The organism is Sphingorhabdus lacus (assembly GCF_009768975.1).
In the GTDB taxonomy this organism is placed as follows: domain Bacteria; phylum Pseudomonadota; class Alphaproteobacteria; order Sphingomonadales; family Sphingomonadaceae; genus Sphingorhabdus_B; species Sphingorhabdus_B lacus.
On the sequence record NZ_CP035733.1, the window covers coordinates 3,347,651 to 3,371,373 of the forward strand.

The 23,723-nt window shown below is 57.2% G+C and carries 21 protein-coding genes; 15 read left to right on the top strand and 6 right to left on the bottom strand.

Annotation, left to right across the window (positions count from 1 at the left end; genetic code table 11):
* Positions 1-3 precede the first annotated feature (3 nt).
* Positions 4-300, bottom strand: coding sequence for a BufA1 family periplasmic bufferin-type metallophore (locus EUU25_RS16065; RefSeq protein ID WP_158902774.1), 297 nt, complete (start codon positions 298-300; stop codon positions 4-6).
* A gap of 72 nt (positions 301-372) precedes the next feature.
* Positions 373-873: a YHS domain-containing (seleno)protein gene (locus EUU25_RS16070; RefSeq protein WP_158902776.1), complete on the bottom strand. Its 501-nt coding sequence runs from the start codon at positions 871-873 to the stop codon at positions 373-375.
* A 476-nt stretch (positions 874-1,349) separates the two neighbouring features.
* Here EUU25_RS16070 and EUU25_RS16075 point away from each other — a divergent pair, with 476 nt between their 5' ends.
* Positions 1,350-1,652: an alpha/beta hydrolase gene (locus EUU25_RS16075; protein WP_158902778.1), complete on the top strand. Its 303-nt coding sequence runs from the start codon at positions 1,350-1,352 to the stop codon at positions 1,650-1,652.
* 544 nt (positions 1,653-2,196) lie between these two features.
* On the opposite strand, the gene EUU25_RS16080 is transcribed toward EUU25_RS16075, so the two are convergent.
* Entirely contained in the window at positions 2,197-3,561 is a 1,365-nt protein-coding gene (locus EUU25_RS16080) for a M24 family metallopeptidase (protein WP_158902780.1), read from the bottom strand.
* A gap of 300 nt (positions 3,562-3,861) precedes the next feature.
* On the opposite strand from EUU25_RS16080, the gene EUU25_RS16085 reads away from it, so the two are divergent.
* Complete coding sequence (locus EUU25_RS16085; RefSeq protein ID WP_158902782.1) at positions 3,862-4,437, top strand: hypothetical protein; 576 nt, start codon at positions 3,862-3,864, stop codon at positions 4,435-4,437.
* Positions 4,438-4,461: 24 nt separating this feature from the next.
* Here EUU25_RS16085 and EUU25_RS16090 read toward each other — a convergent pair whose 3' ends face one another.
* Together EUU25_RS16090 and EUU25_RS16095 are read right to left on the bottom strand one after the other, a co-directional pair.
* Positions 4,462-5,811 carry a sigma-54-dependent transcriptional regulator gene (locus EUU25_RS16090; RefSeq protein ID WP_246162794.1) on the bottom strand — a complete coding sequence of 450 codons (1,350 nt, stop codon included), beginning with the start codon at positions 5,809-5,811 and terminating at the stop codon, positions 4,462-4,464.
* Complete coding sequence (locus tag EUU25_RS16095; protein ID WP_158902784.1) at positions 5,808-7,499, bottom strand: sensor histidine kinase; 1,692 nt, start codon at positions 7,497-7,499, stop codon at positions 5,808-5,810. Before EUU25_RS16095 ends, EUU25_RS16090 begins: the two co-directional genes overlap by 4 nt.
* A gap of 307 nt (positions 7,500-7,806) precedes the next feature.
* On the opposite strand from EUU25_RS16095, the gene EUU25_RS16100 reads away from it, so the two are divergent.
* The 13 genes from EUU25_RS16100 to EUU25_RS16155 all read left to right on the top strand — a co-directional run bounded on the left by EUU25_RS16100 (position 7,807) and on the right by EUU25_RS16155 (position 22,254).
* A complete protein-coding gene (locus EUU25_RS16100; RefSeq protein ID WP_158902786.1) occupies positions 7,807-9,189 on the top strand; it encodes a dicarboxylate/amino acid:cation symporter in 1,383 nt (460 codons plus the stop codon).
* Positions 9,186-10,151, top strand: coding sequence for an alpha/beta hydrolase (locus EUU25_RS16105; protein WP_158902788.1), 966 nt, complete (start codon positions 9,186-9,188; stop codon positions 10,149-10,151). The genes EUU25_RS16100 and EUU25_RS16105 overlap by 4 nt, the downstream gene beginning before the upstream one ends.
* The gene (locus tag EUU25_RS16110) at positions 10,148-13,201 is read left to right on the top strand and encodes a TonB-dependent receptor domain-containing protein (RefSeq protein WP_246162795.1); all 3,054 of its coding nucleotides are present in this window, start codon (positions 10,148-10,150) and stop codon (positions 13,199-13,201) included. Before EUU25_RS16105 ends, EUU25_RS16110 begins: the two co-directional genes overlap by 4 nt.
* Before the next feature lie 4 nt (positions 13,202-13,205).
* Positions 13,206-14,396 carry a M14 family metallopeptidase gene (locus EUU25_RS16115; RefSeq protein WP_246163021.1) on the top strand — a complete coding sequence of 397 codons (1,191 nt, stop codon included), beginning with the start codon at positions 13,206-13,208 and terminating at the stop codon, positions 14,394-14,396.
* A gap of 41 nt (positions 14,397-14,437) precedes the next feature.
* Positions 14,438-16,582 carry a M20/M25/M40 family metallo-hydrolase gene (locus EUU25_RS16120; protein ID WP_158902794.1) on the top strand — a complete coding sequence of 715 codons (2,145 nt, stop codon included), beginning with the start codon at positions 14,438-14,440 and terminating at the stop codon, positions 16,580-16,582.
* Positions 16,583-16,789: 207 nt separating this feature from the next.
* Positions 16,790-17,773, top strand: a complete 984-nt coding sequence (locus EUU25_RS16125; RefSeq protein ID WP_158902796.1) for a division plane positioning ATPase MipZ — start codon at positions 16,790-16,792, stop codon at positions 17,771-17,773.
* 13 nt (positions 17,774-17,786) lie between these two features.
* Entirely contained in the window at positions 17,787-17,981 is a 195-nt protein-coding gene (locus EUU25_RS16130; RefSeq protein WP_158902798.1) for a hypothetical protein, read from the top strand.
* Positions 17,978-18,100, top strand: a complete 123-nt coding sequence (locus EUU25_RS16655; protein ID WP_281346997.1) for a hypothetical protein — start codon at positions 17,978-17,980, stop codon at positions 18,098-18,100. Before EUU25_RS16130 ends, EUU25_RS16655 begins: the two co-directional genes overlap by 4 nt.
* Entirely contained in the window at positions 18,097-18,516 is a 420-nt protein-coding gene (locus EUU25_RS16135) for an OsmC family protein (RefSeq protein ID WP_158902800.1), read from the top strand. The genes EUU25_RS16655 and EUU25_RS16135 overlap by 4 nt, the downstream gene beginning before the upstream one ends.
* A 117-nt stretch (positions 18,517-18,633) precedes the next feature.
* Positions 18,634-19,821, top strand: a complete 1,188-nt coding sequence (locus tag EUU25_RS16140) for an aspartate aminotransferase family protein (protein WP_158902802.1) — start codon at positions 18,634-18,636, stop codon at positions 19,819-19,821.
* Positions 19,818-20,747 (top strand): ornithine carbamoyltransferase, encoded by a 930-nt coding sequence (gene argF / locus EUU25_RS16145; RefSeq protein WP_158902804.1) that lies wholly within the window; start codon positions 19,818-19,820, stop codon positions 20,745-20,747. The genes EUU25_RS16140 and argF overlap by 4 nt, the downstream gene beginning before the upstream one ends.
* Before the next feature lie 25 nt (positions 20,748-20,772).
* On the top strand, positions 20,773-21,693 hold the full coding sequence (gene hslO, locus EUU25_RS16150) for an Hsp33 family molecular chaperone HslO (RefSeq protein ID WP_158902806.1): 921 nt from the start codon (positions 20,773-20,775) through the stop codon (positions 21,691-21,693).
* A gap of 150 nt (positions 21,694-21,843) precedes the next feature.
* Positions 21,844-22,254 carry a DUF3617 domain-containing protein gene (locus EUU25_RS16155; protein WP_158902808.1) on the top strand — a complete coding sequence of 137 codons (411 nt, stop codon included), beginning with the start codon at positions 21,844-21,846 and terminating at the stop codon, positions 22,252-22,254.
* A 167-nt stretch (positions 22,255-22,421) separates the two neighbouring features.
* Here the strand turns inward: EUU25_RS16155 and EUU25_RS16160 are convergent, their stop codons facing one another.
* Positions 22,422-23,606 carry an acyl-CoA dehydrogenase gene (locus EUU25_RS16160; RefSeq protein WP_425505190.1) on the bottom strand — a complete coding sequence of 395 codons (1,185 nt, stop codon included), beginning with the start codon at positions 23,604-23,606 and terminating at the stop codon, positions 22,422-22,424.
* Between the last annotated feature and the right edge of the window lie 117 nt (positions 23,607-23,723).

The following is a 23,723-nucleotide window of genomic DNA, read 5'->3' on the forward strand; positions in this document are numbered from 1 at the left end:
GGATTAGCGCCGCACTTCTTTGAATTCACTCAGCTGGCCGCGGCCAGTAGGCGAGGTCTTGGACGGCATGGTGAGGCATGTGCCCTTGGGCACCAATGTCCAGGCATTGCCCTGATAGTCGCGCTTTGAGGTGCCTGCGCAGGAGGTGCCTGGGCCAGCAGCACAATCATTGTGTCCGGCAAGCGAGATGCCAAAGCATTTTTCCTGTGGCGGACGCTTTGCAGCTGCCGGACTGGGTGAAAGGCTGACGAGGGCGGTGGCTACAGCGCCCGCGATAAATGCGGAACGGGAGAGGTTCATTTTGAAAATTCCTTCTTCTGGGGTGGACGGTCCCGAACGGCGGCGAACAAGCGTCCGCCGCCGTTGGAGGGATCAGTTCAGCGATTCAGGGGTCTTGCCCTTGATCCCAGGCCAATATTCCTTGGCCTTCTCGAGATTACCGGGAATGTCGCGCTGCCAGGCAACTGCGACGTCTGCATTGACGTTCAGGTACAGTTTGCCATCAACGATTTTCCAGACAGCAGGGTCACCGTCGAGCTTCTTTTCAAGCGCAACGCCCATGGCGCAGAAGCCACCAAATTGGGGCGCGAAAGCGGCGGGATTGGCCTTGAACTTCTTCAAGTTTTCAGCGCTGGCGAAAAAGTAGCTCGCACCCTTATATTTGAAAGTCAGCGTCGGGTTGCCCTTGGTGGGTGCGCCAACCGTGAAATAGGCGACCGGGTCGTAGCCGTGCATTGCGATGCCCTGTTCATCGGTGTTCACGGCCGACGTGGAAGTAGGGACCACTGCAAATGCAGGGCTGGACGGGATAGAAGTAGATGCGACGAGCAGGCCAAGAGCGACAAGCACAGCGCGAGTGGTACGATTAGTCATGATAGTGTCTCCAACTTTGGCCGTCGCCGGGTGGGACGGTCATGATGTTTCCCCGGTCTTTCCGGGTGAACCACTATCTAGGGCGAAACGTCGTGCGCATGAATATGCGGAATAGGTAATGGATTGATGCGTTAAGTGGAATAATATTGGTTCAATCAATTGGCACCGGCAGACGCGTATCCGTCTAAAGGATGAACGGTACTCTGCCGAAATCTGCCTTGCCCTTCTCGCACAGGAATGTCGGATCGTTGCCGTTACAAATTATAACCCGTTAGCTGGCGCCAAGCATTGCCAGCATTGCAGCCGTAACGCCCAATTTGCCAGTCAAGCGGCGGCTAATAGCGTACGATTGACCACTTCTGGCGTATGACGTGCTGTTCTGCCGGAAATTTTAATATAACTATTTTGGGCGAATAATAAGTTCCGCTCCTTCATTTGAAATAAAATTGCGCGTGTCCGGAGATTATAATTGTCATATGGCAATTTGGGCTTCAGATTTTTCGGCAGAAATCCGTACGGCGGTCGGAGATTTTAATTGTCTCGATACAGTCGGCGGACACGAACTGTCACGCTTGCCGATCTCCAAACTACCTGTGCTGCTTGTCCACGGTTCGGCGAAGCCGATTGTGCCTTTCGCCGCGTTGCATGTCGCAAAAGCGGAACTAGAACATCTTGGCATTGACGTGACGACGCATATTTCATCCGGTGTGGGACACAGCGTCGATCCCGTCGGCCTCCGCATGGGCGGAGAATTTGTCGCTAAGGCGCTGACCAACTGATGCTGTTTCTGCACGCATTTGGCGAGGCAGGATAGTTCATTGTCCTCAGCGGCGTTGAACTCCCATATTCTACTTCCACGCCGTTATGCGACAAGGCCCGAAACAGGTGCCACAGCAGGTGCAACGCTAATGCCGATGGTGATGAAAGCGCAGATCACTGCTGCGAAAGCTGAAACGATTTGGGTGCTTGCATATTGAGCCATGATATATTCCTTTAAATATGCCGGACCATTCCGGCCATGCGAACTACCTTGCACAGCTCGTGCCAAATACGTATTAATGTATCTTTTCAATATTTTAAGGCATATTTGCAAATACTACGCCATTGAAGTGTATCCACATATTGGGAAAAAATGCCAACCATTGGGATGTCGTTCCCGTCAGAATGAGGCTGGCTAAAACATACTGAGTTGCTCGGCTCAGCCTGAGATTTTCACGCTGCGGGCGTGTGAAAGGAAAACTATTTTGTCACTCTATACGGGGGACAGCGAACACACCGGCAGCCATCTTCGTTGCTAAAATGCCACCCCCACACCGCACAGAATTATGGCCCTGAAGGGATAATCGTGATCTCGGTTTGGCGCCCATCGATGTACCGCACGCTTTTGCCGTCAAAATATGCGTTCTCTTCGGTCCGGAAATCTACGCGTTGCCCGCCCCATTCGGGCACTGCCGCATAAGAGGTGAGCTCGATTGACCACGCCGTGTTGGCGTTGATGGCGCCACTGCCACGTGGATCAGGGCTTTGGTTGTCCCAAAAACCGATGGACGGTCCCGCGCCATGGCCGTGCAAGCCTATCGGGTGCGAATAAATCGATGGATCGAGCCCGGCGGCGACTGCTTCCTTGCGGGCCAGCTCCAACACCGCATTGCCACTGCGCCCGATCGCGAAATGGCGGGTGAGGATATCCTGCACGCGATTGCTGTTCGCCAACCCTTGCCTCAGACCGGCAGGGACCTTGCTCTCCCCCGGCTTCAGCACATAAGCGAGGTGCTGTATATCGGTATTGAGACGCAGATAGGTAATGCCAAAATCGGTCCACAGCAGATCACCCGGCTGGATGATTTCTGCGCCCTCCAGCATGCCCTTTGCGCCTTGCCGCTGGATAGCCACTGAAGGATGAAACCATGGCACGAGGCCGAGTTGGAGAAGTCGGTCACGATACCACCATTGAACCTGCTCCGCTGTCGTTACGCCCGGGGTAATAACGGACTGCGAAAAGGCTTCTGCAATCAGCGCATGGGCCGTGCGGACGATGCCCGGGTACAACTCCATCTCGGAAGGCGTGCGGGTTTCGAGCCAACGGATGGCAAGTGTTTCGCCGCTGACAATCCGTTGCCGCAAAGGGACGGGTAAGGCGGAAACGAATTTCCCATACTGACTAAGCGTCATGCCGTCGGCGAACTGATAAAGATCGGAGGTGTTGATCGCAATTTTGGTCGGGTCGCGCGCGGTGATGATATCTGCGACCGATTGCCACTGATCGGGTTGTTTGCCGGGGTCCCACGCCGGTGCGAACAATCCGCCAAGCCCATAACGGCTCACAGTCAGCCGCTCGACCGGTTTCCCATTTCCGGGATCGTGGAAGATCAGGATCGTGCGGCGGCGCGCATGCATATTCTCGGCATCGAGCATGGATGCGACCACGGGTTCTTCAAAATATTCGCGGGCCACGAGCAACCACATATCGATACCCTGTTCACGCATGATCGCGGGGATAATGCTATCCAGCCGTTCAGCGAGAATGCGGTTTTCAATCTCCGCTCTTTCGCGCAGGCTCAATATTGGAGGCAGGGACGGCGCCTGTGCTTCGGTTTCGTTCATAACGATGGGCACATGTGCACGTGCCGCAGGGTGGAAGATAAGTGCCGCAAGCAGCGCCGCTACCGGTATCATTCGTGCTGCCATTTTGCGTGCTCCCGTTCAACCTCTGCACCCCCACTGCCTCGCGGCGTCTCCGGGATCAAGCGCGATGTAAAAAAGTCGCCCGAACGAGAAAATAGCGATCCTTTGCGCCATGGGCATGCCTGCCACCAAGTTTGGAAATCAATCCAACCTCATGCGAATTTCAGGAACCCTTAGGCGCGCAAAATTGATCCAAGGCCCCCACATTGGCTTAAAGAGAACAAATCCCAATCGCAGCCACCGCCTGATGCCATATCAGGGCATAAATGGTTTCGTAAACCAACCGTGCGATAGATATGCGTTGTGACAAAGACTTTCGCATCCCGGCCAATTGTTCCTCCCACCTTTTTTGTGAAAGTGCTGCTGCCTTTTGCGATTCCAATGCTTTTGACGGCGGCGTTGGTGATCCTTGTAGGGGAGAGTTGGCCGCGCAATATTGCACCCGGATCGGGGCTCAAGATGTTCGGCTTTGCCGCGTCCGCATTGACCAGCCTGATCATCTGGCGTTTCATAACGCGTCGCATAGAGGATATGCGCGTTCTTAAAGTGGCGGCGGCTATCTGCGGTGTGGCCGGCTTGATGGGCTGGCCCGTTTGGACTGTTGGTGTCCTGCCAAGCGTGAACGGATTCAGCGTCGGTTCCCAAGAGTCGGTGCGCATGACGCTCATGCGGACAGACATCACGACGATCAGTCGCAGCAGGGCCGTCAATCATTGGGCTTGGCTGCGGCCCGAGGTGCCGACCGCTCGTGCGAAAGCGGGCAGGTACTTCATTTCCGAGCAAACTTACCAACGGTGGAATGATCAGCGGCCCAGCACTGTTAAAGTGACGATTTCAGAGGGTTTACTCGGTGCGCAGATCGTGACCGGGTATGAATAGCGGCGTCAGCTTGAATGCGGCGTGTTAATTCTGGCGTGCGCCAGATACGGGACGGAAATCCTTGGGTCTTAATCCATAGCGGTTCAGCTTGTCGTAGAGCGTTTTGCGAGGCGTCCTGAGCAGCTGCTCTAACTGGACGACATCGCCGCCAACAGCGCGCAACGCATTTTCGATAACCGTTTGTTCGAACTCCGCCACGGTCAGGTGGAGGGGACGACGATCCGCTGCGGATCGGGTCTCCCTGTCAGGCAATGGGAGGCCGATGGCCCAAGACCGGGCGAATGCTTCGAGTTCGCGCACATTGCCTGTCCAGTCATGCGTTTGCAGATATTGCCATACATTATCGCTTACCTCACGATGCGACAGCCCGAGGTCGGCTTCGTGCCGCGTAAGGAAATTATGAAACAGAGCGGCAATGTCCTCACGCCGGTTCGCGAGGGGAACCATCAAAAGCCTCACCGCGCCGAGCCTTTCATGGAAGGTGCTTCTGCTACCATCAGAATGGTCAGGCTGTGTGTGCGATTGTCGGGTAACAACGACACGCACATTTAGCTTGCGCGACCGTTCGGCCCCGGCGGGCAGAATGGACCTGCTAGACAGGACGGATAGCAATCGTGCTTGCAGGGTAGGGCTGGCAGTTTCGATCTCGTCGATCAGCAAAGTTCCTCCATTGGCCCGCTCGATCAAGCCTGTTCGCGACAGGCCGCCCCGGCCTGGTTCTCTCCCGAACAGAAGAAGATCGGCATCTTGATGGGTGAGCGTTCCTGCATCGACCGTGATGAACGGGCGGCTGTGGCGAGGGCCAAGTTCATGGATTAGGCGCGCAACAAAAGTTTTGCCCGTACCGGTCATTCCTTCGACGACGACATCAACTTCCGTCTCGGCCAAAGCCGATAGCATCGCGCGCAGGCGCACAGCGAACTCCGATGAGCCGATGAAGCCGCGTTGCGCCTGCTGCTTCAGGGCATTGCGAAGCCTGCGGTTTTCCAAGACAAGCCGACGCCGTTCCGCCGCAATAGTGATGGCCCGGATCAGCGCCGCAGACGAATAGGGTTTGGTCAGGAAATCGGCAGCCCCGTCCTTAATCGCGGCCACTGCCATCGCCACGTCGCCGTGACCGGTTGTGATTATCATGGGCAGATCAGGATCCTGCTCATGAAGTTGCGCAAACAGGGCCAATCCGTCCATGCCTGGCAGGCGCACGTCGCTGACTATCACGCCGGGGAAGTCGTTCGGGATAGCGCCGAGTGCCGTCATGGCATCGCCAAACAATGCAACCTCCATACCCTCCAGTTGCAGGGCTTGCGCAACAGCAGGACCAAGAGCCTCGTCGTCTTCGACCAGTATGACGTTGATGGGGTTGTGGCTGTTCACGGGCTAGCAATTACCATCGTAAAACGCGTGCCGCTTGCCCGAGCTTCTTCGATCAGATCTCCGCCCAATCCGCGCATGATGTCTTGCGAAATTACAAGCCCCAGACCCAGCCCGTCCGCCTTGGTCGTAACAAAGGGCTGGAAAAGTTTGGCGCGTTGATCGGCGGTAAGACCGGGGCCATTGTCTGTTACAGACAGCCGCCGGAACTTTCCCGATACACTAATGTCGATAGAAACCTTGCCCGCTCGTCCGGTAGCATCGAAGGCATTCTGCAAAAGGTTGACGAGTACTTGTTCAAGGGCAACATGTTCGCCGCGAACGACCGGGTCGAGATCCGCCTCCTGCGGCAGGATAAGGTCGATATCAAGTTGTGCGATCCGGTCTCGCAGCAGCAGTAGCGCGCCATCGATTACCTGACGCAAGGGAACATCGCGGGGTTCACGTTCGCCCCGGCGGCTGAAGCGACGCAGTTCGTCGGTTATGGTGCCGATACGGTCGGTCAGAGCGGTTATTTGGGGAAAATTAGCAGCAGCCTGGTCGTGCGCGCCGCGTTCGCCCAACCGTTCGCCGGTCTCTGCCAGGATGCGAATGGCAGCAACTGGCTGGCGTATCTCATGCCCGACTCCTGCCGTAATCTGCCCGAGCGTGGCAAGACGATTTGCCTGTTGAAGTTGTTCGCGCAGTCGCCCGGTCCGTTCGTTGATGGATGCCTCAGCACGGGCTTCGCGGCGGCGAGCCCCGAAAAATGCCAGCCCAGCGATAACGGCAGCGGCGACCAGCAGCAGAAGAAACAGCAAGCGCCCATTCGCCCTCGCCCCTGCAAGTGAAGTCGACGGATCGGACAGTAGATGCAGCTTCCAGTCGAGCGGTGCAACGGGATGAAGGCTTTCGATCAACCTGGGAACGAGTGCAGATGCTTCAGGTGTGCGGGGGTTGAAAAGGGGAAGCTTTGCCTTGCCAAACTGGCGAAAATCTTGCTGTGCATTGCGTTGCCCACGGGCAATCGGGCGGATAGTACTGAATCGCCAAGCGGGATTACTGGTGACCAGGATCACGCCGTCCGGGTCCGTCACATAGACCCCGGCAGTGGTCTTGGCCCAGCTGGCTTCGAGCGGGTTGAACTCCACCTTTATCGCCACCACCCCGACTGGACTACTGGAGGGACCATCGACGCGGCGGGCGATATACAGTCCCGGCCGCCGGCTAACCGTTCCCAATGCAAATTCGGTGGCTACGCCTGATGTCCGAGCATCGCGATAATAGCGCCGGAAACCATAATTGGAGCCGACAAAACTGTCCGGCTGGTTCCAGTTGCTTGCAGCGAGGGTCAGCCCGTCACGGTTCATCAAGTAGATTACCGCGGCGCCGGTCTGTGTGGCGATCTGTTGAAGGCGCAGGTTAAGATTGCCCTGCTGCGCGTTATTGCCGGCCATGAGCGATTGAACTTGCGGATCGCGTGCAAGCACCAGCGGCACCAGGCTGAACTTGTCGAGTTCACTTTCAAGGCCTGCTGCGAGAATAGCAGCCTCGTTCTGCGCGGCATTTTGAGCTTCATCGAGCGCCGCGGCACGCATGGTGCGATCGGTCGCCAGCAACCCGAGCGCGGCAATAAGCAGCACGCCAATCGCGATGATGCCGGCAAGGTATCGGCGCCCGGGCCGCGATAGCGTCTTGCCAATCCCCATCATCGACCGGCTGTCGCCTCCATCCGAGTTTCCCGGACGCGTAAACCGGCGATAGGCTGTCGGTATGGCACGTCATGGGTAAGCGACAATGGGTCCCCCCTTTTTGATCACATCAGGCAAAGACACTATGTCTGGAAATCCGCAATTATAGCAAGAAATTTGTCTGGAATATCAGAATATTCTACGCAGAATAACTCTATTTAATTGTTTTAATGAAATTTTTTCTAGAAAGCAATTTAGTTTGTGACGCCGCCAGTTTTCCTTATCTTCTTTGTAACTGGATAGTAAGTCCAGAGGAGGGGCAGATATTATGGGTGCTGTAACGCCGACTACCGTTGGGGCAGATGCGCCAGCCCGGCTGCCATTTTATCGGCAGCTTTATGTCCAAGTTCTGACAGCCATCTTTTTAGGCGCGCTAGTGGGGCACCTCTATCCCGAAATTGGCTCTTCTCTCAAGCCACTGGGTGACGGCTTTATCAAGCTGGTTAAGATGATCATTGCCCCCGTGATTTTCCTCACTGTTGCCACTGGCATATCCGGAATGCGCGATCTGTCCGCCGTTGGCAGCGTGGCGGGGAAGGCATTTGCCTATTTCCTGTTCTTTTCTACCCTCGCCCTGATCATCGGTCTTGTTGTTGGCAATATCGTGCAGCCCGGCGCAGGTCTAAACATCGATCCCGCCACCCTTGATGCCAGCAAAGTTCAGGATTACGCAAAGACATCAGAAGGCCAGACAATTGCCGGCTTTCTTCTGAACATGATTCCGGAGACTTTGTTCAGTGCCATGACCAGTGGCAATATATTGCAGGTCCTGCTTGTCGCCATATTGTCGGGCCTGGCACTGGCCGCCACCCGTCCGCACAGCGATCTGGTGCTTGATGTCCTCGCTTCGTTCAACGAGGTGATCTTCAAGCTCGTGCACATGCTGATGAAATTGGCACCAATCGGGGCATTCGGGGCAATTGCTTTCACGATAGGCGAATTTGGCATCGCATCGCTTGCCAGCCTCGCCGCCCTGGTCGCCACATTTTATCTTACGTCGCTGTTTTTCGTCATCGTCGTGCTGGGTGTTGTCGCCTATTTCACAGGCTTTTCGATCTTCAAGATGATCCGCTATCTGCGCGAGGAACTTCTGCTCGTACTTGGTACATCGTCGTCTGAAGCGGCGCTGCCCAGCCTGATGGAAAAGCTCGAAATCGCGGGCGCGCGTAAATCCGTCGTCGGCCTGGTCGTTCCAACCGGCTATTCGTTCAACCTAGACGGTACCAATATCTATATGACCCTGGCGGCGCTTTTCATTGCGCAGGCCGTCGGGATCGATCTCTCCATGGCGGAACAATTTGCGCTGGTACTGATCGCCATGATTAGCTCCAAGGGCGCTGCGGGCGTTACCGGTGCTGGGTTCGTCATTCTTGCCACGACTTTATCGGTCGTGCCGTCGGTTCCGGTTGCAGGCATGGCGCTAATTCTGGGCATCGACCGGTTCATGAGCGAATGCCGCGCGCTGACCAACTTCATTGGAAACGCGGTGGCAACGATTGTGGTGGCGCGCTGGGAAGGGGCACTGGACACAGACCGCCTGGCGGCCGCGATGGCCGGCACGCCGATGCCCTTGCCCGAAGAAGATATTGAACGGCACGAACGCAGTGGGCCACGAAGTGAGGCTTTGGCAGAGGCAATGCGTGCGTCATGATCGCGCGGCGTACCTTGTTACAAAATCTAGCCGCGTTGACGGCGATTGGTGCCGTACAAATGGGCGGCACTGTGCCCGCGATGGCGCAGGAGCGGGAAGAGATTCTGCTGTGGCCTGGCAACCCACCGGGCGGGGGCGGGGTCACAGGGCCGGAAAAACTTGGTGATACAGGCGCCGGATTTGGCGCGCTTTCGAACATCTCGACCCCGCGTATGCGCGTCTATCGCCCGGCAAAGGCAAATGGAGCCGCTGTTGTGGTGTGCGGCGGCGGCGGTTATTTCCGGATTCAGTTGTGGAAGGAAAGCACACCGATTGCGCGCTGGCTGCAGGAAAAGGGGTTCACAGTCTTTGAGCTAATATACCGATTGCCGAACGATGGCTGGGATGCCTCTGTCCCGTTCATGGATGCGCAGCGGGCAATGAAGATCGCGCGGACCAGGGCAGCCGAATTTGGTGTCGATCCCCAGCAGATTGGCATCATGGGTTTCTCCGCAGGCGGTCACCTAGCCGGGTTTACCGCATTGCAACCGCAACGCGCTCTCTACGCCGGAGCCGACAAATATGAAAAAGTCAGCGCAAGACCGGATTTCTCGGTTCTTCTTTTCCCGGTCGTGTCGTTGCGCAAGCCCTATGATACAACCCGGACCCGGCGTGAACTCATTGGCGAAACGCCCAGCGCCGAGGCAGAGAATGCGTGGTCGCTCGACACTTATGCCAGCGCTGACGCACCGCCGACGATCATTTTTGCATCGTCAGACGATAAAACCGCACCGCCGGGTCATGGGATCATGCTCTACGAAAAACTCAATGGCGCCGGTGCTTCGGCAGAGCTGCATTTGTTTCGCGACGGCGGCCATGGGTGGGGTCTGGGGCGCCCGGAGCAAGTTTTGAGCCAATGGCCGGACATGTTCGTCAAATGGTTTAATTCAGGAAAAATAGTACAAAACAAGCAGGGAGAATGAAGATGGCAACCAGGATATTCCGCAAGCTGACATTGCTCAGCACGACCGGATTGATGACTGCAAATATGGCGTATGCGCAAGATGCTGCTACCGTCGCGACCGAGACTGCCGAGGAGGCGGAGGCCGCAATTGTCGTGACCGGCTCACGAATCCAGGGCGCGCAGATCAACGACGTCCTCCCGGTCACCGTTCTGGACGAGCAACAGATCGAAAACACCGGTGCTTCGTCGGGCGACGAGCTTTTTCGTGCGCTTCCGCAAAACGGAACCATTGCGTTCAACGAACAAAATGCCACAACCCAGAATAATGTTCGCGGAGATGTAGGGTCGGTTAACCTGCGTGATCTTGGAACGGGCAATACGCTGCTGCTGATCAACGGTCGCCGCATGAACCTGCATCCCGGTTTCCAGACCGAACTTCTGGTGCCGGTCGTCAGTCCCGATACCAACGAGATCGCACCCGGCAGTGTTCGGCGGATCGAAGTCCTGCGCGACGGCGCGTCGGCCATTTATGGTGCTGATGCGGTCGCGGGTGTGATCAACACCGTGCTCAAGGGCAATTTGAAAGGCGGTTTTCTTGAGGCCGACTGGCGCGCGTCCGACGGAACCAGTCTCTACAGCTATTCGATCAACGGAGGACTGGGTTTTGATTTCGGCGGTGGCCGCGGTAACCTCACCTTATATGGCGGACACTTCCACGAAAACGGCCTCGGCGCGTCCGGACGCGAATATTCGCGCGACGATGATCGCACGCGATTATTGGTAGGCACCGATTTCGAAGGAGAAGCCTCGTTTAATAACCGCAATACATTTGGTCCGTTCGGCCAGTTTGATATTCAGGCCCTGAATAACCGTACACCGATCAACGATGATGATTTCTATTTGCAGCCCAGCACGTTCACGGGCTGCCGGCTCAGCTTCGGTAATGGCATTTGTGCCCGAAATGGGGAAACGCCGACGACCGCTGTGCGTTACAACACCATATTCGGCAACACGCTGATCAGCCGCAAGAACCGCTACAATGCAATGGCCCTGCTGAACTACGAGCTAACCGACAATGTCGAAGCCTATTTCGAAGGCAGCTTTTACCGGTCGGAAAACGCGCGTCAAAATGATGCGTCGGCTATTCTGAGCGCAGTTCCCGTCGGCATTTCGCGCAACGCCTATTGGAACCCCTTTGGCCCAACCACATTGGCCGGAGGGGGCGCCAATCCCAACCGGCTGCCCGGTACCACCATCCCGGCGACGGGCGCCGACATAATCATGGAACGGTATCGCTTCGTCGATGCGGGCAATCGCGGCGTGTTTGTTGATAAGAACGCCTACCGTCTTGTCGCGGGCCTGCGCGGCAATTTCGGTTCGTGGGATTTCGACACCGGCTTCGTCTATTCCGAATCGAAGCTCACCGATCTTGAAACCAACCGCGTATCGCTCACCGCGATGCAGCAATCTATCAACCGGACGACGCCAGATGCCTATAATCCGTTCAACGGTGGCTGCCTTGATGATCCCGGCCAAGGCGATTGCGCGCCGAACCCGGCATCGGTAATCGACACGTTCCGTATCAACGTGTCCCGCAAGGGCGGGACCAGCCTCGCATTGGCAGACTTCAAGATCAGCCGTGATGATCTGTTCGTACTGCCCGGGGGTAACGTCGGTGTTGCAACAGGTATCGAATGGCGTCGTGAGACTTTTTTCGATGATCGCGATCCGCGTCTCGACGGCACGATTACATTTACCGACAGCGTCACGGGCGTCTTCAACGGCAGCGATGTGGCGGGAACCAGCCCGTCGCCTGACACAGACGGAACGCGCACGGTCTATTCGGCTTACGCCGAATTGTTCGTTCCTTTGGTCAGCGAAGATATGAATATTCCGCTGGTCGAGGCACTCAATGTTCAGATGGCGGGGCGTATCGAGCGCTTTCAGGATATCGACGCGACCGCGATGGTCCCGCGTGTCGCCGCATCTTGGACCACCATCCCGGGCATCACCTTACGGGGCGCATGGTCGCAAGGTTTTCGCGCGCCCAACTTGGTGCAGGTCAATGACGACGGCACAACCCGGTCCAACACCCGCGACGATTTTGTGTTCTGCCAGGCACAGGTCCAAAAAGGTCTGCTGTCTGGCCTCGACGCATGCCCGGGTGCCGGCGTCATCAGCTTCCGGTCGGGCGCGCGGACTCTCAAGCCCGAAGATAGCGAAAGCATCAACCTTGGTATCGTGTTTGAGCCGAAGTTTATTCCCGGTCTGACACTGACGGCGGATTATTGGCGGGTGAAGCAAACCGGTCTGGTCGGAACATTTGGCGATGATAACGCAATCGCGCTGGATCTTCTCCGCCGTCTGGGCGGCAGCACGAACCCGAATGTTATTCGTGCTGCTCCAACTGTAGATGATATCGCATTGTTTACGGGCACCGGCCTCGCACCAACGGGCCGGATCATTCAGGTTCTCGACCCTTATCTCAACCTCGACAGCCGCGTGTCTAAGGGTTGGGATTTTGGCATGGCCTATAATGTGCCCGATTTCGGCGCTGGTAAGTTCCGGCTCCGCCTCAATGCGGCGCGGCTGAAAAGCTTCGTGCAGAGCGCAGGAGTCGATGGCGAGGAACTGCTCGCAGGAATCGCCGCGGGTGATCTGCCGGCCGACGTGACCGTAGGCGGACTGGGCGAACTGCTCGAAATCGATGGCCGCCCCAAATGGCGTGTCAGCGGATCGATCAATTGGGAGAGCGGTCCGGTCGAGATTGGTTTGTTTGGCCAATATACCGGCAAGGTATGGGACACCAGCGTGGTGCGCGACATTTTACTGGTTTCGAATGATCCCAATGCCAATTTCTACAGGGTCAACGACCAGTTTCTAACCAACCTGTCGGTCTCTTATACGATCGATAATAATACCGGCTTGAACGGAACGCGGTTGCGCTTTGCGATCAACAACCTGTTTGACAAGGATCCGCCGCTCGCCGACGAAACCTATGGTTTCTACAGCGAGCTTTATACTGCGCGTGGACGGGTCTTCCACATCGAACTCCGTAAGAAGTTTTGATGTGATGCGGCGGGCAGGAACTTGGTTGTCGCTCGCCGCGATTATTGGGATAGGGTCGGTTGCGCACGCGCAGCCACCCGCTTCCAGTTCGAAGCCTGCGCCGTCAGGATGCCAGACAGCACAGGGCAGCGTCTATTTCGACTTTGAAGGCGCATCGCGCTCAACCTGCTATGTGGAGGATGATCGGACGCTGACAATATTAGTCACGCCAGAGCATCTGCCACCAATAAACCCGAGCCCCTGGTATGCTTTTCGCTATCGTTCAGTCGAAGGCGGCAAGCTCACCGTAAATGTGCGCTACATGGCTGCGCGCCACCGCTATGCGCCGAAATGGCGCGGGAGTGGCGACCCAGCGGCATTTTCAGTCACCGTTGCACAGGATAAAGATGCGGTATCGATAACGCTGCCGCCCGGGGAAGGGGTCGTCAGCGGGCAGCCGATTGTGACATCGGGTCATTATGACGATCTACTCGGAAAACTCGCAAAAAACGGGAAAGGAAAAAGGGTCATCTTGGGCCGATCGCATGATGGCCACCCGATCAGGGCCGTGCGGCTCGGGAACGCAGATGCCCCGCGCCTCGTGGTACTACTCGGGCGACAACATCCCCCCGAAGTAACCGGTGCGACGGCCATGGACGCATTTACGCTGACAATTGCCAAGCTGATCCGTTCGGGCGCCATTGACCGCACGCAGTTCCAATTCTTGATTGTTCCATTGCTCAATCCCGACGGCGTTGCGCGTGGGCATTGGCGCGCTAACCTGGGCGGCGTAGATCTCAACCGGGATTGGGGCACCTTCAAGCAACCGGAAACGCGCGCGGTCGCGGACTGGCTCGCCCGGCTACCGACCCAAGTACGGCCAGCGCTCATGCTTGATTTTCATTCGACAAACCGGAACCTGTTCTATGTGCAGGGTGATGAGGCAACAGCGCATGAAAAGGCGTTCCTTGCAGCTTGGCTTGGCGGCAAAGAGACCGCTTTTGCAGGCTTTCCGTTCAAGATCGAACCGCGCGATGCCAATCCCGGCTCGGGTACGACGAAGAACTGGTTCAACACCACCTATAGAATTCCAGCCTATACCTATGAGGTCGGAGATGACTCTGATCCTATAGCGGTTCGCGCGGCAGCCGAAGCACTCGCGCAAAATTTGATACCGTCGCTGGATTTGGCGTTAAAGGGAACACGGGACAAGTAATTGGCAGCAAGGCCATTCCAGACAAAACCGGAGACCATAAGATGCGCGTTCGCCCGATCTATCGCCTCGCCAGCCTGCTTCTATGCGTCGGAGCATTTTTTGTGGCTTCGCCCGCAATGGCAAAAGCATGCGAAACATTGGCAGCCGGGTCGTCGCAGATCGTTTTTTCGGGTTGGTCGGGGCCGAAACTGCCGGTTTTCGTGCACAAACCGCAAACGGCTGGAGCCAATAGCCGCATCCTTTTCGTCATGCACGGCGTCAACCGCGATGGTGATCGCTATCGCGACGAATGGCGTGATCTGGCCGACAAACATGACCTCATTATCGTCGTCCCAACATTTGGCAGAGCCGATTTTCCAACAACAGACTCCTATAATTTTGGCAATATTCTAGACAAGGACGGCCGCAAAAACCCGCAGGCAAAATGGTCTTTCTCGGCAATCGAGCCTCTCTTCGACAATATTGTTTGCCGTATCGCCGGGAACCAGAAGGGTTATGCGCTATACGGGCACTCGGCCGGCGGGCAATTTGTTCACCGATATGTCGCCTTTGCCAATGCGCCCCGTTTGGAGTCCGCGATTGCCGCGAACTCCGGCTGGTACACGATGCCGGATGACAGAGCTTTCCCTTATGGTTGGGGCGGCAATGTTGATGGGCTCGTATCCGCTGAAAAAGCGCTCCAACGGCGATTGACGATTTTGCTCGGGACCGAAGATATCGACCGTAATGATCCTAATCTGCGCATAAACGAGCAGGCCGACAAACAGGGACTTACGCGCTTTGAGAGAGGGCATGGTTTTCTTGCCGCAGCGCGCAAGCTGGCAGGCCGGAATATGCCGCTGGGGTGGAAGATCGCTTACGCGCCCGGGATCGCGCACGACAATGGCGGCATTGCGCCATTCGCCATTCCACACTTGCTTAGCTCGGCTACCCGGACATCAACACCGGACGCGGTCGATGCGGGCAAGTCTGCCATCGCGAATCTAGGTTTGCGTAAAGATATTACAGCAGCGATGGCGACGATCGTGGAACTGGAACGTGACTGGGCTATCCAGCGGCTCATCGAACTGACTGAAATACCGGCACCCCCATTCGAAGAGACAGCGCGCGGGCTAGCTTTTGCCCGGATGCTTCGCGAAATAGGTGGCCTCGACGTTAAGATAGATGAAGTCGGCAATGTTATCGCGCGGCGCAGAGGCTCTGGCGCAGGTTCCGCTGTCATGGTCGCTGCCCATCTCGATACCGTCTTTGCCAAAGACGTGGACGTGACCGTTAAGCGCAACGGAGACCGGTTCACCGCCCCCGGTATCGGTGACAATTCGCGCGGTCTGGTGTCGCTTTTACTGGTTGCCAAAGCTTTGGCGCGTCATAACATTGGGACTGAACGCGATATCCTGCTGGTCGGGACAGTGGGCGAAGAAGGCACTGGCGACCTGCGCGGAATGCGCCATATCTTTGCTCAGGCAGGCCATGGCATCGGCAGCGTCATCGCAATAGATGGCGGCGAGATGGGACGACTGATCGATACCGCGGTGGGATCGAACCGATATAGGGTGAAATTTACGGGCCCGGGCGGCCACAGCTACGGTGCCTTCGGGACCGTTAATCCACATCATGCCACAGCGCGAGCGATTGCCCGTTTTCTCGACCGCGCCGAACCCGTTGCAGCCTCCGGTACGAAGGCAACCTACTCGGTTGCATCGCTGGCAGGTGGACTTGGCATCAACGTCATACCAACTGACAGCGCGTTCGAAATCGATTTGCGTTCATCCGACGCAAACCGTTTGTCGGCTTTGGATTCGATTCTGCGATCTGCAATCGACGCTACGCTTACCAACGAGAATGCTGGAAAGGAGCAAGGTCAGCTGCTGGCCGTCGAAATCAAAGATCTTGGAAAGCGTCCGGCAGGTACGAATGTTATCGGCTCGCCGTTGGTCGCTCATGCCGAAGTGGCCCTTTCTTATTTGGGCATCGAACCGAGCCGCAATGCTTCGTCAACCGATGCAAACCTGCCCATGTCGCTGGGTATTCCGAGCATTACCATTAGCCGAGGCGGAATTAGCGAACGTTCGCATTCGGCCGATGAATATTGGATTGCAAAGGATCAGCATCTCGGCCCCCAAGCCGCACTACTGATTGGCTTGTTAGAGGCCCGAGTGGCGAATGAGGAGAGGGTTCAAAAATAAGTGGATATGCACTTGATCAACCCTGTTTTGTGGGTCTCTTCGTCCGGTCAGTTTCGCCACCTGCTGCATGAGGCAGGCCCCGGAGATTGAATGTGACTTTTTGGGTAGCAACTTTTCGGCGCAAATCCCTATGGCTACCCGAGATTAAATTGTCTTGATACACCAACCACCTTCCGCCATCACCAGCGTAATCGGAGGCAAGGCCAGTTGGGATTATTTGACCGCTTCAAACGGCGTAAGGCGAGGGATGCGGCACCGCCGCCTGCACCCGTACAGCCGTGGCCACCACCACCCGTGGCGCCCATGCCCGCCTATCAGAATTTTGAGATCCCGCCCGAACCGGACCAGCCGGCATGGATGAAATATCCCGTGTCCGCTCCCAAGGGGCATATCATTGTCTTTGCCAATGAAAAGGGCGGGGTGGGCAAATCGACGTCGGCTTTCCACACCTGCATCGCCTTGTGCAATGCGGGCGAGCGGGTGGCGGCGCTGGATGTCGACCTGCGCCAGCTAACGCTACACCGTGCATTATGGGCACGTCAGGAAAGCGAGCGCGAATATGGCGTGAAGCTTCCCGGCCCTGAACAGATCATGCTCGCGCAGCAGAACGAGAATGAGCTGGCCGAGAAGCTGCGCATGGCGCGAATCCACAACAGCTTTATCGTCATTGATGTCGGCGGACATGACTCGCCCATTGCGCGCAAGGCCATCTTCATGGCGGATACAATTGTGACGCCGGTCAACGACAGCTTCATCGACCTCGACATGCTCGGTCATATCGATCCGCGCACGGGCGATTTCAAAACGCTTGGTAATTTCGCGCGGCTGGTTGAACATTTGAAAGACCCCGGCATTGCGTTGCGCTCCACCCCGCTTGATTGGGTCGTCATGCAGAATCGGTCGCGAAGTCTCGCCACCAATAATGAGCGCAAGGTGCGCGATGCGCTCGACAAGATCGCGCCAGCTGCTGGCTTCCGGATCGTGCCGGGGCTAAGCGAACGCGTCACATATCGCGAGCTGTTTCCGCTTGGCCTGACCTTGTTCGATCTCGATACTTTACCCGACCTCGGGAAGGCCCAGCCCAATGCGCGTGAGGAAATATGGGCCATGTTGCGTGCGCTCAATCTGCCCAGTGCGGCCTTGAAACGGGCCATTGCCCCACCGACCGATGACGGGAGTGATTTTGCATGAAGTGGAAAATTGCATGAGCGGAACGGTTCTCGTGGCGCTGGTTTCTGTCGCAATCTGCCTTGGGGTGGTATTCAAGGTGGCGTCTGGCGGGCAGAAGACCCAAGGCAAAAAACGCGACGACGGGACCGGCGGATCGGTATCATCAGGCGGTAGTTCCGATTGCGGACCAACAGATGCTGGTGGTTGTGATGGCGGAGGTGGCGATTGAGCGCCGCCAAAATCATAGCCATCATCGTCTTGCTCTCGCTGGCATTTCATCTGCTGCTATTTGGATATTTGCGCCGCCGGATTGCCGCCGCCAAGCGTGAGAAGGAAAAGGAAATATGACCGAAAACCCAAATGCGACGGTTGAAAGCGCCGATGGCACATATGCCCAACTGATCAAGGCCCGCATCCATGAATGGGCCGCAGGGGAGCCTGCCGAAGTAGGCGGGACGGACAATGGACCTACGCCTTATGAATTGCTGCTATCGGCCTTGGGGGCCTGCACCTCGATCACGTTGGAAATGTATGCGGCGCGCAAAGGGTGGCCGCTGGAAAAAGTGCATGTAACGCTGGAGCATTCCAAGGAAGAGCGGGCTGGTGAAAATGACGGAAAGCCAGTCGATATGATCGACCGGATCGTCCGGCTGGAAGGCCCCTTGGATGGGGAGCAGCGCGCCAAGCTGATTGAAATTGCCGAGAAATGCCCCGTGCATCGCACATTGACCAACCAGATCAACATCAACACCCTTTTGGGGTAAATTGACTCCTGCACGGTGGGTTGATTTGCCCTTTTTGCAGGCTTATAGCGGCTTTTTAGAAGCAAGCGGTCCCGTGGGGCCGCTTTTTGCCTTTTGGACCTATGGAAGGAATTTGCCATGTCGATTACACCTTTGATGCCTGTCTATCCGCGGTGCGGGTTCCGGCCGGTGCGAGGTGAGGGTGCCTGGCTGATTTCCGAAGACGGCAGCCGCGCTCTGGATTTTGCCGCGGGTATCGCGGTGAACCTTCTCGGCCATGGCCATCCGCATTTGACCAAGGCGATACAGGATCAGGCGGCTACGCTGATGCACGTGTCCAACCTGTATGGCAGCCCGCAGGGCGAGGCCTTTGCCCAGCGGTTGGTCGACACGACCTTTGCCGATACGGTGTTTTTCACCAATTCGGGGGCGGAAGCTGTCGAATGTTCGATCAAGACCGCCCGCGCTTACCACCAGAGCCAAGGCAGCGACCGGTACGAAATCATCACCTTCAAGAACGCCTTCCACGGCCGCACGATGGCGACGATTTCGGCGAGCAATCAGGAAAAGATGCACAAGGGTTTCCTGCCGCTGCTCGAAGGTTTCAAATATGTCGACTTCGACGATCTCGAAGGCGCAAAAGCCGCTATCGGTCCGAAGACTGCGGCATTCCTGGTTGAACCCATTCAGGGTGAGGGTGGTGTGCGTCCTGCGTCCGATGCCTTTATGAAGGGTCTGCGCGCGCTGGCCGACGAACATGGCCTAATGCTCATCCTCGATGAAGTGCAGTGCGGCGTCGCGCGCTCCGGCACGCTCTATTGCTATGAACAATATGGTATCGAACCCGATATCATGGCGACCGCCAAGGGCTTGGGCGGCGGCTTCCCGGTTGGCGCGTGCCTCGCCACTGAAGAAGCGGCGCGCGGCATGGTGGTCGGCACCCATGGTTCGACCTATGGCGGCAACCCCTTTGCCATGGCGGCTTGCCAGGCAGTTTGGGATGTCGTTGCCAATGACGAATTCCTGGCGCAGGTCCGTGCAACGGGTGACAAGCTGCGCGCGGCGCTGGAACAGTTTATCGGCAATTATCCCGACCTGTTCACCGGTGTGCGGGGCAAGGGCCTTATGCTCGGCGTGACCATGACCCACGAAACACGCGCCTTTGTTGCCCATTTGCGCGACAATCACGGCCTGCTGACCGTGGCCGCAGGGGACAACACCTTCCGCGTCTTGCCGCCGCTGAATATTGACGACAGCCATATCTCCATCTTCATGGAAAAACTGTCGGCAGGGGCTGCCAGCTACCAAATGCCGGAAGCCGCATGACACGGCATTTCCTGAATCTGGCGGACGCTGGCGGAGACGCGATTGCGGCGATGCTCGCGGACGCAATGGACAGGAAAGCAGCGCGCACCGGCTGGCCCAAGGGGAAAGCGGACAGCGATGCGCCGCTCGCCGGGCATACGCTTGGCATGATCTTCGAGAAGAACTCGACCCGGACGCGCACGTCTTTCGAGATGGCGATGAAACAACTGGGCGGGGACAGTATCTTCATGGCGTCCGGCCAGATGCAGCTCGGGCGGGGCGAGAGCATTGCCGATACCGCACGCGTGCTGTCGCGCTATGTCGATGCCATCATGATCCGCACCGATGATCATGCGAAGATCGAGGAACTGGCCAAATATGCCAGCGTTCCGGTCATCAACGGCCTCACCGACTTGTCGCATCCCTGCCAGATTGTGGCGGATTTGCTGACCGTTGCGGAACAAGGCAAGGCTTTGCCGGGACTGGAATTGGCCTGGCTGGGCGACGGGAATAATGTGCTGAACTCGATCGTCGAGGCGGCGGGTATTTTCAAGTTCAACGTCCGGATTGCCGTGCCGCAGGGTTATGAAAGCGACAGCCAGTTCGTCGAAGCGGCGCAGGCCGCCGGCGCGCAGATCACGCTGACCCGTGATGCGGCAGAGGCCGTGGCCGGGGCGGATGTCGTGGTGACCGATACCTGGGTGTCGATGGGGCAGGAGCATGCCCATAACAAGATCGCGGCCATGATGCCTTATCAGGTCAACGACCGGTTGATGGCTGGCGCAAAGCCCGATGCCAAGTTTCTGCACTGCCTGCCGGCGCACCGTGGCGAAGAGGCGACCGACGCGGTTCTCGACGGCCCGCAATCGCTGATCTGGGATGAGGCGGAGAACCGGCTTCACGCGCAAAAGTCGATTTTGCTGTGGTGCTTTGGATTGCTGGGATGACCCACCCGGCAGATGCCCGAACCTGATGGCCTCGCAACCTGAAACCCTGAGCGACCAGCCCTTGCGCTTTTCCATTCCGGCACGCGATGCGCGGGGGCGGTTGGTGCGTCTGGATTCCGTGCTGAACGAAATCCTGTCGGCGCATGCCTATCCGCCGCTGGTGGAAAAGACATTGGCCGAGGCACTTGTTCTGACGGCCTTGCTGGGAACGTCGCTGAAGGATCAGGGAAGCCAGCTCACGCTGCAGGTCCAGACCGAAAAGGGCGCGATACGCCTGCTCGCCTGCGACTATAAGGATGGCGCGCTGCGCGGATATGCGCAGTTCGATGCGGCGACGGTGGCTTCGCTTCCGCACGATTCGACGCTATTCGGCATTTTTGGCACGGGCTATCTTGCGATAACCTTCGATCGGGCAAAGCCCGCGTCCGAAGGCGGTGGCCGCTATCAGGGCATTGTCCCGCTGGAAGGGTCCTGCCTGTCCGAGGCTTCGCAGAATTATTTTGTCCAGTCCGAGCAAATCCCGACCTTCATTCGCGCGGCGGTCGACCATGTGGATGGACGCTGCGTTGCCGGTGGAATATTGGCGCAGCATTTGCCCGAGGGCGAAGAAGGCCGCGAGCGCCTGCACGTCCGCCTCGACCATCCCGAGTGGGAGCATGTCGAAATATTGGCCTTCACGGTTCTGCCCGAAGAACTGGCGGATCCCGAACTTCCGTTGGAAGAGATCGTCTGGCGGTTGTTTCACGAAGAAGACGAAGTGCGGGTCGAACAGGCAAACAAGCTGACCAAAGGCTGCCGCTGCGATCCGGCGCATATTCGCGACGTTATTGCGAAATTTCCCGCCGAGGATCGCGCCGAAATGGCTGATGAAGCAGGCGATATTGTGGTTGATTGCGAGTTCTGTTCGCGACGCTTTCCGGTGAGTCTGGCAAGCTTCAACAACTGAATTGTGACATTTGTCGCAAATTGACAGTCATTCATCGTTCATATACCACATTCTATCGTGCTTATTATAACAATTGCTGTTATAGACGTAACAAAGAAAAGGTCGCTTCGCTGAAACTGGTTAAGGTTTACGGTCAAGAAGCATATGAAAATGAAATTCTCCCACATCACTCTCGCGGGCATTTGTGCCCTTTCTGCGGCATCGGGCGCCTATGCGATTGCACAAGGCGGCGACCTGTCGTTGCTGGAATCCGTTGAACGCGGGATGTGGCATTTGCGGGCGGTGGGCGGTGGTCCGTCAGGTGCGCCTGTCAACCAGATTTGCGTGAATGATCCGGCCAAGCTTGTCCAGATCCAGCATGGTGCTGCGGCGTGCGAACATTATGTCGTCCGCTCCAGCGCGACTGCGGTCACGGTGAGCTATAGCTGTAAGGGCCAGGGTCAGGGCTTGACCACCATCCGCAAGGAATCCCCGCGTCTGATCCATATCCAGTCGCAGGGCATCCGCAATAATGCGCCCTTTTCCTTTTCCGTTGAAGGACGCCGGATGAGCGCCTGCTGATCGGGCGCGGCAACGATCTTCGTTTCGCCAATTGCCGTTAAGTTAATATTTACCATTGCCGCTTAGAGGGAAGGGGTGTCTTTTTGTAGATACACTTTCCTCCCTAGCTGGCTGAATAGCCAACTACTTGGGCCGCACGCGAATATCGCAGGCGGCCCTTTCTTTTGTCAGAATGCGGCAATGCCCGTGATGGCGCGGCCCAATATCAGCGCATGGACGTCATGTGCCCCTTCATAAGTGTTGACCGTTTCGAGGTTCACCATGTGGCGCATGACCTGATATTCGTCGCTGATCCCGTTGCCGCCGTGCATATCCCGCGCGGCGCGCGCAACGTCGAGCGCTTTGCCGACATTGTTGCGCTTGACGATCGAGATCATGTCGGGCGCAAACTGGCCTTCGTCCATGAGACGGCCGACGCGCAAGCTGGCCTGCAAGCCAAGCGCGATATCGGTCATCATGTCCGCCAGCTTTTTCTGGTACAGCTGGTTGGCGGCAAGCGGCTTGCCGAACTGGTGCCGGTCAAGGCCATATTGCCGCGCGGCGTGCATGCAAAACTCGGCCGCACCCAGCGCGCCCCAGCTGATGCCGTAACGGGCGCGGTTGAGGCAGCCAAAAGGTCCCTTCAACCCCTGGACATCGGGGAGCAGGGCATCTTCGCCGATTTCGACATTGTCCATGACAATCATGCCGGTGGTGGAGGCGCGAAGCGAAAGCTTACCTTCGATCTTGGGCGCGGACAGGCCCTTCATTCCCTTTTCCAGCACAAAGCCGCGAATACCGCCGCCATGCGCTTCGGATTTTGCCCACACGACAAACACATCGGCAAAGGGTGCGTTGGAAATCCAGGTCTTCGTGCCATTCAGCACATAACCGCCGTCCACCTTTTTGGCGAAGGTCCGCATTCCGGCCGGGTCGGAGCCTGCATCGGGTTCGGTCAGGCCAAAACAGCCGATCAGCGTGCCTGCCGCCAGACCCGGCAGATATTTGCGGCGCTGTTCTTCGGAGCCATAAGCATAGATAGGATGCATCACGAGCGAGGACTGCACCGAAGCCATCGACCGGTAGCCTGAATCGACGCGCTCGATTTCGCGCGCGATCAGGCCATAGGCGACATAGGATGCGCCAACGCCGCCATATTCTTCCGGAATTGTCGCGCCGAGAAGGCCGGTCTGGCCCATCAGCGGAAATAGTTCGGGCGCGTCGCGTTCGCTGCGATAGGCTTCGATGACCCGCGGCTGGAGTTCGCTCTGCGCAAAGGCGTGGGCGGTGTCGCGGATCATGCGTTCGTCTTCGGTCAACTGCGCGTCCAGATTGAACGGATCGGACCAGTTAAAAGCTGCCATTTCGGCCATAGATTGTCTCCAATTGATGGCCGCTCGCTAGACTTTTCCAAATCACTAGACAAGTTCCACTTAGCACCGTCATGCTGAACTTGTTTCAGCATCTTACTTTTTTGCTTGGAATCGAAC